We start from the raw sequence: 15649 nt of genomic DNA on the forward strand, positions 1-15649 counted from the left end.
AAAGTAATCAGTCGACTACACAAAGTCGAGATGGAGTTAACAGTGAGCGTAAAAATTCATTATCAAAACACGCATTTCATTACGAGTGCGCCAGATATTCGTCATTTACCAGAAGACGAAGGGATCGAAGTTGCGTTCGCAGGTCGCTCTAATGCTGGTAAATCAAGTTCCCTCAATACCTTAACCAATCAGCGCGGTTTAGCTAAAACCAGTAAAACACCTGGTCGAACTCAGCTAATTAACTTATTTAAGGTGGATGAAGGTTGTCACATTGTTGATTTACCTGGCTATGGTTATGCCCAAGTACCTTTAAAGCTAAAAGAGAAATGGCAGAAATCACTCGGTGAATACCTACAGTGTCGGAAAAGCCTAAAAGGCCTAGTGGTCCTCATGGATATTCGTCATCCAATGAAAGATCTCGATCAGCAGCTAATTTTCTGGGCTGTGGATAGCAATATTCCAGTACAGGTACTGCTAACAAAAGCAGATAAACTGAAAGCCGGTGCGAGAAAATCACAAGTCTTAAAGATCCGTGAATCCTCAATTGGCTTTGGCGGCGATGTTAAAGTTGATGCGTTTTCATCATTGAAAGGAATCGGGGTTGATGTACTGCGTAACAAGCTAGACGAATGGTACGCACCCGCTTTTGAAGCTTCAGAGGAAGAACTAACTGAACTCATTGATGCGCAAGAAAGCCAGCAAGGTGAATAGCTCTCTTTAGACAATACTTATGTGCCTATCTAGCCTCACAGTGTGGGGCTTTTTTATGCTTAAAATTTATGGGGATAGTTCAAGAAACTGCAATAAACAGCCTTCATAAATACGATTAAAAAGGGAGGCATCTGTCTTGAAGGTGTACGTAGAGGTATAAATACAGGCATAAAAATCCCCACCATCCTGGTGGGGCAACGGGAGAGAAATATTACTCGTTATTATTATCCAAGTAGCATCCCCTATCACCTGATATTTTTCAACTAGTAAGGAGACTCTTGCAAGCTCTCTAACCGACTCATCACCAATATCTAACCATCTAATTTAAATACCTTTTTCATAAAAACCACACGGCATTTCACACTTATTTATCAAAGAAAAATAATAAAAAGTGTGAGTGGTATAAAATTACACAGTAGTTGCAAAGAATCAGAGTTCAAGCCGAAGGAATTAGCTAATTATCAACACAAGGTTAGCTATTTGATACAAATGAAGAGAAGAAATAGGGCCATTAGGTTTTTTCTTTGCCATAAGAAAAAACGCCCCAGTCAAATACTGACTGGGGCGGCTGAATCAGCCTAATCCAATAACGTGAAACAAAAGGTCTGAAAGATAGAACATCTTACCTCTGTACCCTACGCAGACTAATGTACAACAATTGGTCAGAAATGAAAACTTTTTTTGTAGTTTTTTTTCAGTAATTTTTGTTTTGACTACACTTTAAGAAAAACCTTCAGCTCTTGTTTTTCTCGCACAAAAAAGCCAGCGTTTGTGCGCTGGCTCATACTTATTTGGGGGGTTGTGTCAAAAAGTGTCTAGTGGGCTTGATCCCAATTGTCTCCATGACCAGATTCAGCGATTAATGGAACATCCAATTCTGCTGCAGACTCCATCAATTGTTGTACTTTAGTTTCAATTTCGCCTAATACCGACTCTTCAACTTCTAATACCAGTTCATCGTGTACTTGCATAAGCAGTTTCACTCGACCATCGCCTTCCGATTGAATCCACTCGTCGACTAATAACATCGCCTTTTTAATGATGTCGGCAGCTGTCCCCTGCATCGGCGCATTAATTGCTGCACGTTCCGCCGCTTTTCGACGCATACCGTTACGTGATTTTATCTCTGGAAGGTGCAAACGACGGCCAAAGATTGTCTCAACAAAACCATGTTCTGTCGCACTACTGCGGGTGTCTTCCATATATTGCATGACGCCAGGGTAACGCTCAAAGTAAGTATCCATATAACGCTGCGCTTCACCGCGAGCGATACCTAACTGTTTCGCTAAGCCAAACGCACTCATGCCATAAATAAGGCCGAAGTTAACCGCTTTCGCTTGGCGACGCTGCTCACTAGAGACATCATCAATCGAGACACCTAATATTTCAGCGGCCGTTGCTGCGTGAATATCTTTACCTTGTTGGAACGCCTCGAGTAATGCTTTATCACCAGAAAGGTGCGCCATAATTCGTAACTCGATTTGAGAATAATCGACCGCCAAGATCTTATAACCGTGTGGTGCAACAAAGGCTTGACGAATACGACGACCTTCTTCATTGCGAATAGGGATATTCTGTAAATTTGGATCGGTTGAAGACAAACGACCTGTTGCGGTCACAGCTTGATGGTAAGAAGTGTGTACACGCCCCGTTTCAGCATTGATCATTTTAGGGAGCTTGTCGGTATACGTTGACTTTAGTTTCGCTAAACCACGATACTCAATCAATATTTTTGGTAATGGGTAATCCAAAGCTAGCTCTTGCAGAACTTCTTCATTGGTTGAAGGCGCTCCAGATGGCGTCTTTTTAATCACCGGCAGTCCCATTTTTTCAAACAAAATTGCTTGAAGCTGTTTTGGCGAGCTTAAGTTGAACTCTTGCTCTGCAATCTCATACGCTTTCTTTTCTAACTCATCAAGACGAGCCGCGATCTCTTGAGATTGGGCACCTAGCATCATGTCATCAACAAATACACCAGTACGCTCAATACGAGAAATGGCAGGTACTAACGGCATCTCTATGTCGTCGTAAATGGCTTTCAGTTTTTCGTCTTTTTCTAGATGCGACATAATTCGATTGTGCAGACGCAGCGTGACGTCAGCATCTTCAGCCGCGTATGGCGAAGCCTGTTCAAGATCGATCTGATTAAAGGTGAGTTGTTTTTTACCTTTGCCCGCAATTTGCTCAAACGAAATGCAGCTATGCTGTAAGAAGCGCAGCGCTAGGCTGTCCATATCATGCTTGCCACCCACACTATTCAATACATACGAAGCGATCATGGTGTCGTGCTTGATGCCTTTCATTGTAATATCATAACGTGCTAATACACTGGCATCGTACTTCAGGTTTTGCCCTACTTTGGCTTGCTGTTCGTCTTCTAGAATCGGTTTTAGTTGCTCTAGCACCCAGTCACGATCAAGCTGCTCAGGTGCATCTAGATAATCGTGAGCAACGGGAACATAAGCAGCAAGACCTTCTTCGGTCGCAAAAGAGAGACCGACTAAGTTAGCCACCATATAATCAAGGCTGTCGGTTTCGGTATCAAACGCAAAGAGATCCGCTGCTTTGAGCTTGTCTAACCATTTTGCAAACGTCTCTTGATCCAAAATCGTTTCATACTGGCTTCGATCAATCGTCACCGCCGCATTATCAAGTTCAACAGCAGGACTCGGTGATGAACGTACCGCCCCTGATTTTTCATCTGGCTGAACAACCCCTGTTCCACCTTCAAGCAGTTCATTCAACCAAGACTTGAAGACCATTTGTCCGTACAGCTTAATAAGCTCATCAACATTCGGTTCAGACTTCACTAGTGACTCTGGTGTCTCTTCGAGTTCGACATCAAGTTTGATGGTGGCAAGTTGGTACGACATATCAGCGTTATCTTTATTGTCGATAAGCTTTTTCGCCATTGTCTTAGAGCCACGGAAACCGAGAGCTGCAATGTCATCTAAGTTCTCATAGATTTTTTCTAGGCTGCCAATACCTTGCAGTAGCGCTGTTGCTGTTTTATCGCCAACGCCTGGTACGCCAGGAATGTTATCGACTTTATCACCCATTAACGCGAGGTAATCGATAATCAGCTCAGGGGGAATGCCAAACTTCTCCACCACACCGTCTGTATCCATCACAACATTCGTCATAGTGTTGATCAACGTGACGTTCTCATCAACAAGCTGAGCCATATCTTTATCACCAGTGCTGATGAGCACTGGCATTCCCGCTTTTGATGCTTGTGACGCGAGCGTACCAATCACATCATCAGCTTCAACCCCTGGTATAGAGATCAATGGAAGCCCCATTGCACGGATCATATTGTGCAGTGGTTCAATTTGGCAGCGCAGATCATCTGGCATTGACGGTCGATTCGCTTTGTACTCTGGATACATATCATCTCGGAACGTTTTACCTTTCGCATCGAAAATCACAGCAATACGCTCAGAAGAGAATTGACGCATCATGCTACGGAGCATATTCACAACACCGTAGATGGCATTGGTTGGAATATCCCCATTTGTCATCGAATCAGGGTAAGCATGAAATGCACGGTAAAGATAAGAAGAGCCATCAATAAGAATGAGCGGATTGTCTGGAATGCGAGCCATAGTCTTTTGTATCCAAAATATTGCATTTAGTAAGATCTGCTTAGGATGCCATGACTGGTAACATGAATCCATTTAACTCTTCACTCAAGCTCACCGTTTTTTAAATTTATCAAACAGAAAGCACCCTAGCTTGTGGATAACTCTGTTTATACTTTTTTTCACACTATTCTCTATGTGGAATAAAAAACACCAATCAATATTTTAAATCATTAATTTATAAGGATTAAATATTAGATCGAATAATCCCACAACGATCCTTAAACGATCCGTGATTGTGGAAAAAATGGCACGTTAGTTTTTTTCTTCGAAAATGATCACAAAAAATTGACAAAAAAAAGCGACATCAAAAGATGTCGCCTAGCAAAACAAGGTTAGAGCTGGATACAGAATTTCTGCGCAGCTTGACCAGAAAGCTATAAATTACACTGGAAGCAATGTGAGCAATGTCGTGTCAAAAAGAACTTGTGTAAGTTCGTTGAGTTCAAGGCTATTACCATCAGCTTTTTAGATTCTGGTAACGTCATGTCCTTATGAACTTTCTCTCATTCCCTAAGACAGCCCTAATAATAATGATTCTCATTTAATAATCAACACCTAAATGATAAAAATTCTCATTTAATTCACGCTGTGAATGACTACATCTCTCCGGAAAAATTAAACCATTGATTTTGAATACTATTATTTAATTTGGATTTATTGGTAGAACAAAACAAAAAGGCTAGCAAATGCTAGCCTTATCTATCATGACTAAGGGTTCTTAATTTTTATCTAAGTGCTGAGCAGCCTGAGCATTGTCTGATGCTAACCACTGTGCAACATCTTTCGCAAAGTAAGTCAGAATTCCATCGGCACCCGCACGCTTAAAGCAAAGCAATGATTCCATGACGGTTTCACGTTCATTGAGCCATCCGTTTTGGACAGCTGCCTTATGCATCGCGTATTCACCAGAGACCTGATAAGCAAAGGTAGGAACTTGAAGTTCAGACTTAACGCGACGGACAACATCAAGGTATGGCATTCCTGGCTTCACCATCACCATATCCGCGCCTTCATTGATGTCCATCGAAACTTCTTGAAGTGCTTCATCACTATTAGCTGGATCCATCTGGTAGTTCTTTTTATTACCACCTTTAAGATTTGACGATGATCCAACTGCATCTCTAAACGGACCATAGTAGCTCGACGCATATTTCGCTGAGTAAGCCATAATCTGAGTATGAATATACCCCGCCTCTTCTAGTGCTTCGCGAATTTTACCAATACGTCCATCCATCATGTCGGAAGGGGCTACAACGTCAGCACCCGCCTCAGCATGCGATAACGCTTGCTTGATTAAGACTTCGGTTGTTTCATCATTTAACACATAGCCATCATCATCGATAATTCCATCTTGACCGTGCGTCGTGAATGGGTCTAAAGCGACATCCGTGATCACACCAATTTGAGGAATATGCTCTTTCAACAAACGAACGGCACGTTGTACTAAGCCATCTGAGCTATACGCTTCTGTTGCACACAAGCTCTTGGCGTCTTGGTTAACAACAGGGAATAGTGCGATTGCAGGAACCCCTAAATTCGCTAGGTACTGAGCTTCTTCAAGCATTAAATCAATAGATAAGCGTTCAACACCTGGCATAGACTCGACACTCTCACGACGGTCTTTACCCATTAGAATGAACATTGGGTAGATCAGATCACTGACGGACAATTGATTCTCTGCCATTAAGCGGCGACTAAATTCATGTTTACGCATACGGCGCATACGGCGGCCTGGGAATTGGCCTTGGATAGATACAGACACCCTATTCTCCTTGTCTGATGAAAACGCAAAGCAAAATCATATCACTCTTAGTAACTTGCGCTAGCACCAATGATCAAAAATGCTAAAAATGACCTAGGGCTCACACTGCCGTATACTCAGCCAATAATTCCACCTGATATTGAAAAGAGACGATCATGATCGACAGCCACGCTCACATTTACGCCAGCGAATTTGATAACGATAGAGATGACGTTGTACAGCGTGCAATGCAGCAAGGCATTACTAAGATATTGATGCCTAACATTGATTTGGATTCAATCAAGCCAATGCTCGCGACAGAGGCACTGTATCCGAAGATCTGTCGTTCAATGATGGGGTTACATCCTTGCTATGTCGATGGCAACGTTAAAGAGACGTTGGCTACGATCCACTCCTGGTTTGATAAGCACAATTTTATTGCTGTAGGAGAGATCGGTATCGATCTCTATTGGGATAAAACATACAAAGCTGAACAAGAAATGGCTTTTATTACTCAGCTTAACTGGGCAAAGGAGAAGGATCTTCCTGTTGTGATCCATACTCGTGATTCAATTGAAGAAACGTTAGCACTACTAAAACAAGAACAAGATGGATCCCTGCGCGGCGTTTTCCATTGTTTTGGTGGAAGTGTTGATGAAGCGAAAGCGATCAATGATCTTGGGTTTCACCTTGGCTTAGGTGGTGTATCTACATTTAAAAATGGCGGTATGGATAAGGTAATCCCTCATCTTGATATGAACTACGTTATTTTGGAAACCGACTGCCCCTACCTAGCACCAGTTCCGCACCGAGGTAAACGTAATGAGCCCGCATATACTCAGCTAGTTGCTAGCAGAGTCGCAGAGCTTCGCTGCAGCATTCTAGAAGAGATCGAAAAAGTCACCGAAGAAAACACTAACCAACTGTTCTCATTGATATAATTATCACTATATCAAACTAGGTTTATATATCAAAAGTGTGATATTGATCCATAAAGCATATTTAACTTTTCACACTGCTCATTTAATATGCGCCCTCAAGCAAAAGTTGGGGGGCAGTTATGTGTAATCACAAAGAGCATTATCAAAGAAAACACCGAACATTTTGGCAGAAAGTCATCGGTATAAAAGAAATTTACAAGTGCCAAAATTGTGGTCACGTCATGTCGGTTCGATAATCAATACTATGGTAAAAATCGGCTTAAATAGAAAAGGTTGGCTAAGGCCAACCTTTTCTATATCTAACCATTATTGTTCAATACTTAACACAGGGTTAGGATTCTTCCTGCTCATCTTGTTCTGTTTCTTTTCTGGTATAAAAACGAGCAAAGAACAGCCCCACTTCAAACAGCAAACACATTGGAATCGCAAGTAGCGTCTGTGAGATCAGATCAGGCGGCGTTAGCATCATTCCGACAACAAAAGCACCGACAATAATATACGGCCGCTTCTCTGATAGGGATTGAGGTGTCGTTGCCCCAGTCCAACACAGTAAGATAATCGCGACTGGAACCTCAAATGCGATACCAAAAGCAAAGAACAGCGCCAAAACAAAATCAAGGTAGCTTGATATGTCCGTTGCAAACTCAACGCCGCCTAATGAAATCGCCGTAAAGAAACTGAAGACCAATGGAAAAACCACAAAGTAAGCAAAGGCGACACCGCAGTAAAATAGCAATGAGCTTGAAAACATCAGTGGCATAATTAAGCGTCGTTCATGCTTATATAGACCAGGTGCAACGAAGGCCCATACTTGGTACAGAATAAACGGTACAGCCACAAAAACAGATGCGATCAAGGTGAGTTTGAGTGGTGTGAAAAATGGCGAGGCAACATCCGTCGCAATCATCGTCGCCCCTTCAGGAAGGCGGTCAACAAGCGGAGCGGATACAAATTCGTAAATATGATTGGAAAAGTAGATCAGTCCTAAAAATATAATCAGCACGGCAACAATTGCACGTAGAAGACGATTTCTTAGTTCCAGTAGATGGCTGATCAAAGGTTGAGTCTGCTCAACAGAAGCCATGTCGAACCTCTATGCTATAAATATCGAATAAATGAAAAGATCAAAAAGGAGCCGCGCATAAGCAGCTCCTCAAGTATGAGACTATTCGGCTTTTTTATCTGCCGCAGTATCTTGTACGTCAACTGTTGCTTCTGCCACCACTGTCTTTTGTGTGGCAGTTTCAACCTTCACTGAATCAGACGCTTTTTCCTCAGTCTTGACTGAGAGATCAGATTTAGCTGAATTAGCATTATTGGCGAATGGTCGCTGAACATCTTGCGCGGCTTGCTTAAGCTCTTCTACTGAAGATTTTAGCTCTGGAGAAAGGTCTTCCATCCCCATTTGCTCTGCTTTTTTCAAGTTATCTTGCAACTCTTGAATTTTAAGCTCATGAGTTAGCTCGTCTTTCACGCTATTTGCCATACTTTTTGCAGCACCAACAAACTTGGTAACACTACGAATCGCATGTGGCAAACGTTCAGGGCCAAGAACAACAAGTCCTACTACAGATATCAATACCAGTTCCCAAAAACCGATATCAAACACTGATTATGCCTGCTCTTTGTCTTTCTTCGTTTCTGTAGATTGAGCATCAGCATTCACTGACTCAGCTTTATTCTGCTCAATATTCTTCGGCTCAAAGTCTGCATCTTTTTTCGCAGTCTCATCTTCGCTCATTGCTTTCTTAAAGCCTTTCACCGCACCGCCTAAGTCACCGCCGATACCGCGTAATTTCTTTGTTCCAAATAATAATACAACGATGACAGCAATAATAAGAAGTTGCCAGATACTAATACCACCCATTTCATTTACCTCGGGTCATGATTTACGAAATTAATATGAGTCTACCGTCTATTGACGATAAGCTCGCCAACTAAGCAGCCAAAATGTGACACCACCAAGACCGCTTGCTATAGATAACTGCTCATACGGACTACTGATTAATATTGCCGAGCATACAACCAATGTAGCCCCAATACCAAACAAAAAACGCCCTGTCGCTTGCTGACGCTTGCTTTGTCGATAGCCTTGATAGAAGGTTTCCATTCGCTGATTTAACGTGTTCCCTTGCTTCAAGCTGTCATACAGTAGCTCCGGTAACTCTGGGAGCTTTTCCGCCCAAAACGGTGCTCTGTCTTTCACCGCATTAATCACGGCTTGAGGGCCAACTTGCTTCATCATCCACTCTTCCAAAAATGGCTTTGCGGTTTCCCATAAATCCAATTGCGGATAGAGCTGACGACCCAAACCTTCAATGTAAAGCAGTGTCTTTTGTAGCAGAACTAACTGCGGCTGAACTTCCATATTGAAGCGTCGTGCTGTGTTAAATAAGTTGAGTAGCACATGACCAAACGAAATTTCACCTAAGGGTTTCGCAAAGATCGGCTCACATACGATTCGAATAGCGAATTCAAATTCATCAACATTGGTTTCACGTGGAACCCATCCAGAATCAACGTGCAATTCTGCCACACGACGGTAGTCTCGATGGAAAAATGCGAGTAAATTTTCTGCAAGATATCGTTTATCTTCACTGTTTAATGTACCAACGATACCGCAATCTAACCCTATCCATTGTGGATTCTCAGGATGATCATGTTGAACAAAAACATTTCCTGGATGCATATCCGCATGAAAGAAACTATCTCGAAACACCTGAGTGAAGAAGACACTCACGCCACGTTCCGCCAATAGTTTCATGTTAGTACCATTGGCTTTAAGAGTATCAATATCAGAAACTTGAATACCGTAGATACGCTCCGAAACCATTAAGCTTTCGCTACTAAAATCCGGAATGACTTCAGGAACATACAGCTCTTCACTGCCTTCAAAGTTACGACGTAGCTGTATTGCGTTTGCCGCTTCTCGGCGCAGATCGAGCTCATCCAGAATGGTTTTTTCGTATTCACGTACCACTTCAACCGGCTTCAAACGTCGAGCATCAGGAAGGGCTTTTGCCACGATACGCGCCATGCGATACATCAGCTTAATATCCGCTTCTATGACAGCGTGAATATCAGGGCGAATCACCTTTAATACGATCTCACGACCCGACTCTTTGAGTTTGGCAGTATGCACCTGTGCAATAGAGGCAGAAGCCAGTGGCTCGATGTCAAAATCAGTGAACCAATTTTCAATAGGGCCGCCGAGTGACTTCTCCATCTGCTGTTTCGCTAGTGCGCCATCAAACGGTGCCACTTGGTCTTGAAGTAAAGCAAGCTGATCAGCAATAAACGGAGGAAACAGATCACGACGCGTTGACATCATTTGGCCAAACTTAATCCAAACAGGACCAAGCTCTTGCAGCGCTAATCTTAACCGCTCCCCTAGCTCTTTATCTGGGTGTTTATTTTTCAGCCAAAACAAAGACTTTCTTGCTAACAATGGCGCTTTGGTCTTAGGGTGTTCAGGAAGGAGTTCGTCAAGACCATACTCTAACTGAACTTTAATGATTCGATATAAGCGCTTTAGCTCTGCTGGCGTCATGCTTTCTCCAACAGTTTATTCAGTTGTTTTTCAATGCGCTCAGCTTGGGAAGCAAGCGTATCAACTTGGTCACAAAAGTACGCGATTTCCAGTGGTGGCGGTGTAATCTGCCACTCTTCTGTTAATACTTGTGCTAAGTGGGATTGCTGCTTACATGCCTGTTTCTTTAGGAAAAAAGATACATTTTTTGCACCTTGAACCACACTGTGGGCAACAACGTCCCCAGTAAGGCGCGACAACCACTCTTCAACGTCAGGCTTACAGTCTTTCATCAACTGAGCAAACTTTTGCGCTAACTGAATATCACCACGTAAATCAAGCTTATCTTGCTTAATCAGATCGGTAATGTTGGCTTGTTCACGTAATTCTGGAAGTACAGAAAGGTTCAAAGAAAGAAAGCAATCAGGCTCTCCTTCGTAGTCTGCCAACACATCAATTTGCTGACTGAAAACAAAGGTTAATGTTTTATTCAGTTCTTTAAGATGAACTTGGATAACCTGACCTTTTAAGCGCGTTAAACGACGGCCTAGCTCAGGATCATCTTGAATCAGTCGATTTAACGAGGTTTCCACCACCGCTGTGACTAAGGGATCGAATGGCATAATTGTCCTTCCTACTTGTCCGCTTTATCGTTTTAACCTTTTGATTAAAACTTATAGCCACGGTGAAGTGCAACAATGCCACCGGTTAGGTTGTAATAATTGGTTTTCTCGAAACCAGCGCCTTGCATCATACCTTCCAACGTCTCTTGATCCGGGTGCATACGGATAGATTCAGCAAGGTAACGATAGCTGTCAGCGTCATTGGCAATCAGCTCACCCATTTTAGGTAACAGGTGGAATGAGTACGCATCGTACACTTTCGACAAAGGCTCAAGAATCGGTTTAGAAAACTCAAGGACCAATAAACGTCCACCTGGTTTCAGCACTCGATACATAGAGCGTAAAGCTCTGTCTTTATCGGTCACATTACGCAGACAAAAACTGATCGTGATGCAGTCAAAATAATCATCTGGGAATGGCAACTCTTCCGCATTAGCCTGAACATAATGGACATTGCCTACAATACCGCTATCACGCAGCTTATCACGGCCAACGTTCAACATAGAGTTGTTGATATCAGCCAGAATGACATGGCCTTTCTCACCGACAATACGTGAGAATTTAGCCGTTAAATCACCAGTACCACCACCAAGATCTAAGATACGCTGACCAGGGCGAACGCCACTGCAATCAATCGTAAAGCGTTTCCATAATCGATGAACACCTCCTGACATAAGGTCATTCATGATGTCGTACTTTGCCGCTACCGAGTGGAATACTTCGGCAACCTTAGCCACTTTTTCTTCTTTGGCTACGGTTTCAAAACCAAAGTGAGTAGTTTCTGCGTCTTGTGTTGATGGATTTGATTCTAAAGCTGTATTTGATTGCACACTGGTGTCCGTCATTGTCATTCCTCATCTACAGTACTGTTAAATCGAGTACCGCGGGCGATTAGTTTACTTTATCCTCAAGCGGATGTCTTTCTACTAACGAGTCATTTTGTGCGACTTCCACCAAGTTACTTGAGATTGGCTTTTTAACCTCAACCCCTAGGGTTTTAAAGCTTTCGGCTTGCTTGATGACATTTCCTCGCCCTGTGGCTAACTTATTCATTGCCCCTTGATAACTTTGATTCGCTTTATCTAATGCACCACCTAACCCTTCCATGTCATCCACAAACAGGCGGACTTTGTCGTATAACTTACTTGCTCGCTCGGCAATCAACTGAGCATTTTGATTCTGCCTATCATTACGCCATAGGTTATCGATAGTGCGCAGTGCGACTAATAAGGTTGTTGGGCTTACAATAATAATGTTCTGCTCCATCGCCTCTTTCACTAAGCTTGGATCGGCTTGAATAGCCACTTGGAAAGCGGGTTCAACGGGAATAAACATCAATACGTAATCTAGGCTCTGAATACCTTTTAGCTGATGGTAGTCTTTTTGGCTAAGACCTTTAATATGAGCCCGAAGAGCTAACAAGTGGTCACTAAGTGCTTGTGCTTTCTCCTCGTCAGTTTCTGCATTGAAGTACCGCTCAAACGCAACCAACGCCATCTTGGAATCCACCACAACCTGTTTGTTGTGAGGTAAGTGAACAATCACATCGGGTTGGAATCGTTTACCGGCTTCATTTTGCAAGCTCACTTGAGTTTGATACTCATGGCCTTCTCTCAAGCCTGATTCCGCAAGCACTCGAGCCAATACCACTTCACCCCAATTACCCTGCTGTTTATTATCGCCTTTCAACGCCTGTGTCAGGTTCACGGCTTCTTTGGTCATCTGCTCATTCAGGCGCTGTAGGCTCTTTAATTCATGCACCAAGGTATGACGCTCTTTCGCTTCTTGGCTAAAGCTATCGTTTACCTGCTTCTTAAAACCTTCTAGCTGCTCTTTTAGCGGAGAAAGGAGCCCATTTAAGCTCTGTTTGTTTTGTTCATCCACTTTCGCTGTTTTGGCTTCAAAGAGCTGATTAGCTAAGTGCTCAAATTGCTGCTTCAAACGCTCTTCAGCTTGCTCTAATAACTGAAGTTTCTCGGCACTGGCGATAGACTGTTGCTCATGACGCGCTTCTTGCTCACGCAGTTGAGCTTCGAGCTGTCCTTTCGCTTCACGAACCTCAGTGAGCTCATGAGCATACTGCTGTCGCTCTTGTTTCACCGTTTCAAAATGACGCAGCTTCTCAAGTACAGCCATGAGCTTTCCGTGGGACTGCTTCAGTTCATGGGCAGATTGATCTCGAGCCACATCGAGTTCATCAAGCTCCTTTTGAGCTTGTGCGAGTGAGCTATTGAGTTGCGATTGCTGGCTAGTGTGTAGTTGGTTTTGCGACTCTAGCTGCTGCTCTAAGCGTTGAGTGGTTAACTGCATTTTGTGCTTAATCCACCAACCTGCAGCCAATCCAGAGGCAACGGCGCTCGCTATTGAGCTAGCTAAGAGTGTTTGATGTTCAATAATCCATTGCATAAAAGGCGTTAACTCACTTTATATCGATAAATATTATGGTATTTCGATACTGGATAAATGTCCAGTTTGTCGCTATTAACCTCGACCGTTAGACTAGGCGACTAATTCGCCTTAATGCCTCTATTTGGATAACTTATGAACGAACGCCGCGCCATTGGTTTTGGCCTATCTGCTGTCTTATTATGGTCAACTGTCGCTACTGCTTTTAAGCTGACATTGGCAGAGTTCACCCCTATCCAAATGCTCACCATTGCCAGTATTGTCTCGGCAATAGCATTGCTGGCCATCTGTTTTTTTCAAGGTAAGCTCGATCAGTTATCGACAACATTTACTTCTAATCCTTGGTACTACTTACTGTTGGGGCTCATTAATCCACTCGCCTATTACCTAATTTTATTCAAGGCCTACGATCTTTTACCCGCCTCTCAAGCACAAGCGATCAACTACAGCTGGGCAATAACTCTGACTTTAATGGCAGCAGTATTTCTCGGGCAAAAAATTCGTGGAAAAGACTGGATTGCATGTGGTTTCAGTTACTTTGGCGTCATCGTCATTGCAACAAAAGGCGATATTCTGGGGCTTAATTTTGATAGCCCACTAGGCGTGGCTTTGGCTCTATTATCAACTCTGCTTTGGGCTGGATACTGGATTTTAAATGCCAAGAATAAAGCCGATCCAGTCATCGGCGTTCTACTCGGTTTTTTGGTGGCTATCCCATTTGCCATCGGGCTCAGCCTCTATGAAGGCGAAAGTTGGCACCAAATAAGTGTAAAGGGTTGGCTCGCGGTAACGTATGTCGGGTTATTTGAAATGGGCGTCACCTTTGTTTTGTGGTTAAGCGCACTTAAGTTGACACAAAATACAGCTCGAATTAGCAATTTAATCTTTGCCTCGCCGTTTATTTCTCTGATGTTATTAGCGACCATTATTGGTGAAGAGATTCATCCAACAACCTTGGTTGGCCTTATTCTGATTATTACCGGATTGGTTATACAGCAAGTGAAATGGGGTAAAAAGAAGACAAGCGCAACTCAAGCTGAAGAGTAGCGCTTAGTTATAACGTTTGAAAATGAATAACCCTAACCTTGGCGTACTAAAACAACTGGTACGCCATTTCACTTCCTTGCCCTCTAACCCCATCTATCTTTTCAACCATATCGCCATTGAGTGACAACGCTTTTCCTACTGGGTGCGCGGCAATAAACGCTTGTTTCTCATCGCCACCTAACATGTAATCCCACTTTTGATGAACATCACGAGCTAAGTACAAGACACACGCCAACTTTTTAGATTCCACCGCTTTACCTGGATGGTTGACGTTCGCAATGGCATCAATCATTTCTGGAGGGAATTGCCACGCTTTGGCTAATTCAGCCCCGAGTTGTTGCGAATCGGTTTCGAGTACCTCTCTTTGTACTTTCACCACATTTTCACCCGCATCGACACGAGCCATAATTTCAACGGCTTGTTCGGGTACCAATGAGTGAATCATTAGCTCGCCAATATTATGCAGGACACCAGTCGTGAAAGTTTCATTGGGATCGAGCTGTACTGATTTTGCAATCGCACTCGCGATGATCGACACTTCAAAGGTATTAGCCCAATAATCTTTTAAATTTAAGGTCTCAAGCTTTGGAAACGTAGTGGCTAATATAGACGATGAGATCAAGGTTCGAATCGCACCAGCTCCAACCCTAACAATGGCATCATTAATCGTGGACACCCCTTTTACACCGCCAAAATGAGCAGAGTTTGCCATTCTCAATACACGTGCACTCAGGACTTGGTCCATTGACATCTTGCGCGACAACTCACCAAAATCAATCGACTCTCGATTGACCATATCAAGCAACTCTTGTAGCACACTCTCAATGCGTGGAAGCTCATTAATACGGGAAATCAATGCGTGTTGGCCCATGAAATCACTCCTTTGGACGATAGCCATCTTTATTTAATATAGGTCAAAATAGACAGAATAGAGCGACTTTACTCTCAGAGTTTGAATAATCCCCTTATCAAACCAAGCTCACAGAAATGATACAGATCGCCTATAT

Annotated in this window: 14 protein-coding genes; 3 read left to right on the forward strand and 11 right to left on the reverse strand. The window is 43.1% G+C overall.

Features of this window, described 5'->3' with window-relative positions; all coding sequences use genetic code 11:
- Positions 1-42 precede the first annotated feature (42 nt).
- Positions 43-711 (forward strand): ribosome biogenesis GTP-binding protein YihA/YsxC, encoded by a 669-nt coding sequence (yihA, locus tag KP803_RS20030; RefSeq protein ID WP_248010616.1) that lies wholly within the window; start codon positions 43-45, stop codon positions 709-711.
- Between the two features lie 573 nt (positions 712-1284).
- Here the strand turns inward: yihA and spfP are convergent.
- The 3 genes from spfP to hemB form a co-directional block, all read right to left on the reverse strand.
- Positions 1285-1332, reverse strand: coding sequence for a small protein SpfP (spfP, locus tag KP803_RS22050; RefSeq protein WP_438356636.1), 48 nt, complete (start codon positions 1330-1332; stop codon positions 1285-1287).
- 194 nt (positions 1333-1526) lie between these two features.
- Positions 1527-4316 carry a DNA polymerase I gene (polA, locus tag KP803_RS20035; protein ID WP_248010650.1) on the reverse strand — a complete coding sequence of 930 codons (2790 nt, stop codon included), beginning with the start codon at positions 4314-4316 and terminating at the stop codon, positions 1527-1529.
- A gap of 757 nt (positions 4317-5073) precedes the next feature.
- Positions 5074-6117: a porphobilinogen synthase gene (gene hemB, locus KP803_RS20040; protein ID WP_248010617.1), complete on the reverse strand. Its 1044-nt coding sequence runs from the start codon at positions 6115-6117 to the stop codon at positions 5074-5076.
- A gap of 155 nt (positions 6118-6272) precedes the next feature.
- Between hemB and KP803_RS20045 the strand changes: the two genes are divergently transcribed.
- Positions 6273-7037, forward strand: a complete 765-nt coding sequence (locus KP803_RS20045) for a TatD family hydrolase (protein ID WP_248010618.1) — start codon at positions 6273-6275, stop codon at positions 7035-7037.
- Positions 7038-7368: 331 nt separating this feature from the next.
- Here KP803_RS20045 and tatC read toward each other — a convergent pair whose 3' ends face one another.
- The 7 genes from tatC to rmuC all read right to left on the reverse strand — a co-directional run bounded on the left by tatC (position 7369) and on the right by rmuC (position 13595).
- A complete protein-coding gene (gene tatC, locus KP803_RS20050) occupies positions 7369-8121 on the reverse strand; it encodes a twin-arginine translocase subunit TatC (RefSeq protein ID WP_248010619.1) in 753 nt (250 codons plus the stop codon).
- 81 nt (positions 8122-8202) lie between these two features.
- Complete coding sequence (gene tatB / locus KP803_RS20055; protein WP_248010620.1) at positions 8203-8646, reverse strand: Sec-independent protein translocase protein TatB; 444 nt, start codon at positions 8644-8646, stop codon at positions 8203-8205.
- A 3-nt stretch (positions 8647-8649) separates the two neighbouring features.
- Complete coding sequence (gene tatA / locus KP803_RS20060; protein WP_248010621.1) at positions 8650-8904, reverse strand: Sec-independent protein translocase subunit TatA; 255 nt, start codon at positions 8902-8904, stop codon at positions 8650-8652.
- Between the two features lie 48 nt (positions 8905-8952).
- Positions 8953-10587: a ubiquinone biosynthesis regulatory protein kinase UbiB gene (gene ubiB, locus KP803_RS20065; protein WP_248010622.1), complete on the reverse strand. Its 1635-nt coding sequence runs from the start codon at positions 10585-10587 to the stop codon at positions 8953-8955.
- Positions 10584-11189, reverse strand: coding sequence for a ubiquinone biosynthesis accessory factor UbiJ (locus KP803_RS20070; protein ID WP_248010623.1), 606 nt, complete (start codon positions 11187-11189; stop codon positions 10584-10586). Before KP803_RS20070 ends, ubiB begins: the two co-directional genes overlap by 4 nt.
- Positions 11190-11233: 44 nt before the next feature.
- A complete protein-coding gene (gene ubiE, locus KP803_RS20075) occupies positions 11234-12034 on the reverse strand; it encodes a bifunctional demethylmenaquinone methyltransferase/2-methoxy-6-polyprenyl-1,4-benzoquinol methylase UbiE (protein WP_248010624.1) in 801 nt (266 codons plus the stop codon).
- 46 nt (positions 12035-12080) lie between these two features.
- Entirely contained in the window at positions 12081-13595 is a 1515-nt protein-coding gene (rmuC, locus tag KP803_RS20080) for a DNA recombination protein RmuC (protein ID WP_248010625.1), read from the reverse strand.
- 135 nt (positions 13596-13730) lie between these two features.
- Here rmuC and KP803_RS20085 point away from each other — a divergent pair, with 135 nt between their 5' ends.
- Positions 13731-14642, forward strand: coding sequence for a DMT family transporter (locus KP803_RS20085; protein ID WP_248010626.1), 912 nt, complete (start codon positions 13731-13733; stop codon positions 14640-14642).
- Positions 14643-14688: 46 nt separating this feature from the next.
- Here the strand turns inward: KP803_RS20085 and KP803_RS20090 are convergent, their stop codons facing one another.
- Entirely contained in the window at positions 14689-15513 is an 825-nt protein-coding gene (locus tag KP803_RS20090; RefSeq protein WP_248010627.1) for an HDOD domain-containing protein, read from the reverse strand.
- Positions 15514-15649 lie beyond the last annotated feature (136 nt).

Source organism: Vibrio amylolyticus (assembly GCF_023145695.1).
Lineage (GTDB): Bacteria > Pseudomonadota > Gammaproteobacteria > Enterobacterales > Vibrionaceae > Vibrio > Vibrio amylolyticus.

Excerpts from the sequence above, each read along its gene's own strand:
- polA (WP_248010650.1), bottom strand. The coding sequence starts at position 4,316 with ATGGCTCGCATTCCAGACAATCCGCTCATTCTTATTGATGGCTCTTCT.
- KP803_RS20045 (WP_248010618.1), top strand. The coding sequence starts at position 6,273 with ATGATCGACAGCCACGCTCACATTTACGCCAGCGAATTTGATAACGAT.
- tatC (WP_248010619.1), bottom strand. The coding sequence starts at position 8,121 with ATGGCTTCTGTTGAGCAGACTCAACCTTTGATCAGCCATCTACTGGAA.
- tatA (WP_248010621.1), bottom strand. The coding sequence starts at position 8,904 with ATGGGTGGTATTAGTATCTGGCAACTTCTTATTATTGCTGTCATCGTT.
- ubiB (WP_248010622.1), bottom strand. The coding sequence starts at position 10,587 with ATGACGCCAGCAGAGCTAAAGCGCTTATATCGAATCATTAAAGTTCAG.
- KP803_RS20070 (WP_248010623.1), bottom strand. The coding sequence starts at position 11,189 with ATGCCATTCGATCCCTTAGTCACAGCGGTGGTGGAAACCTCGTTAAAT.
- ubiE (WP_248010624.1), bottom strand. The coding sequence starts at position 12,034 with ATGACGGACACCAGTGTGCAATCAAATACAGCTTTAGAATCAAATCCA.
- rmuC (WP_248010625.1), bottom strand. The coding sequence starts at position 13,595 with ATGCAATGGATTATTGAACATCAAACACTCTTAGCTAGCTCAATAGCG.
- KP803_RS20085 (WP_248010626.1), top strand. The coding sequence starts at position 13,731 with ATGAACGAACGCCGCGCCATTGGTTTTGGCCTATCTGCTGTCTTATTA.
- KP803_RS20090 (WP_248010627.1), bottom strand. The coding sequence starts at position 15,513 with ATGGGCCAACACGCATTGATTTCCCGTATTAATGAGCTTCCACGCATT.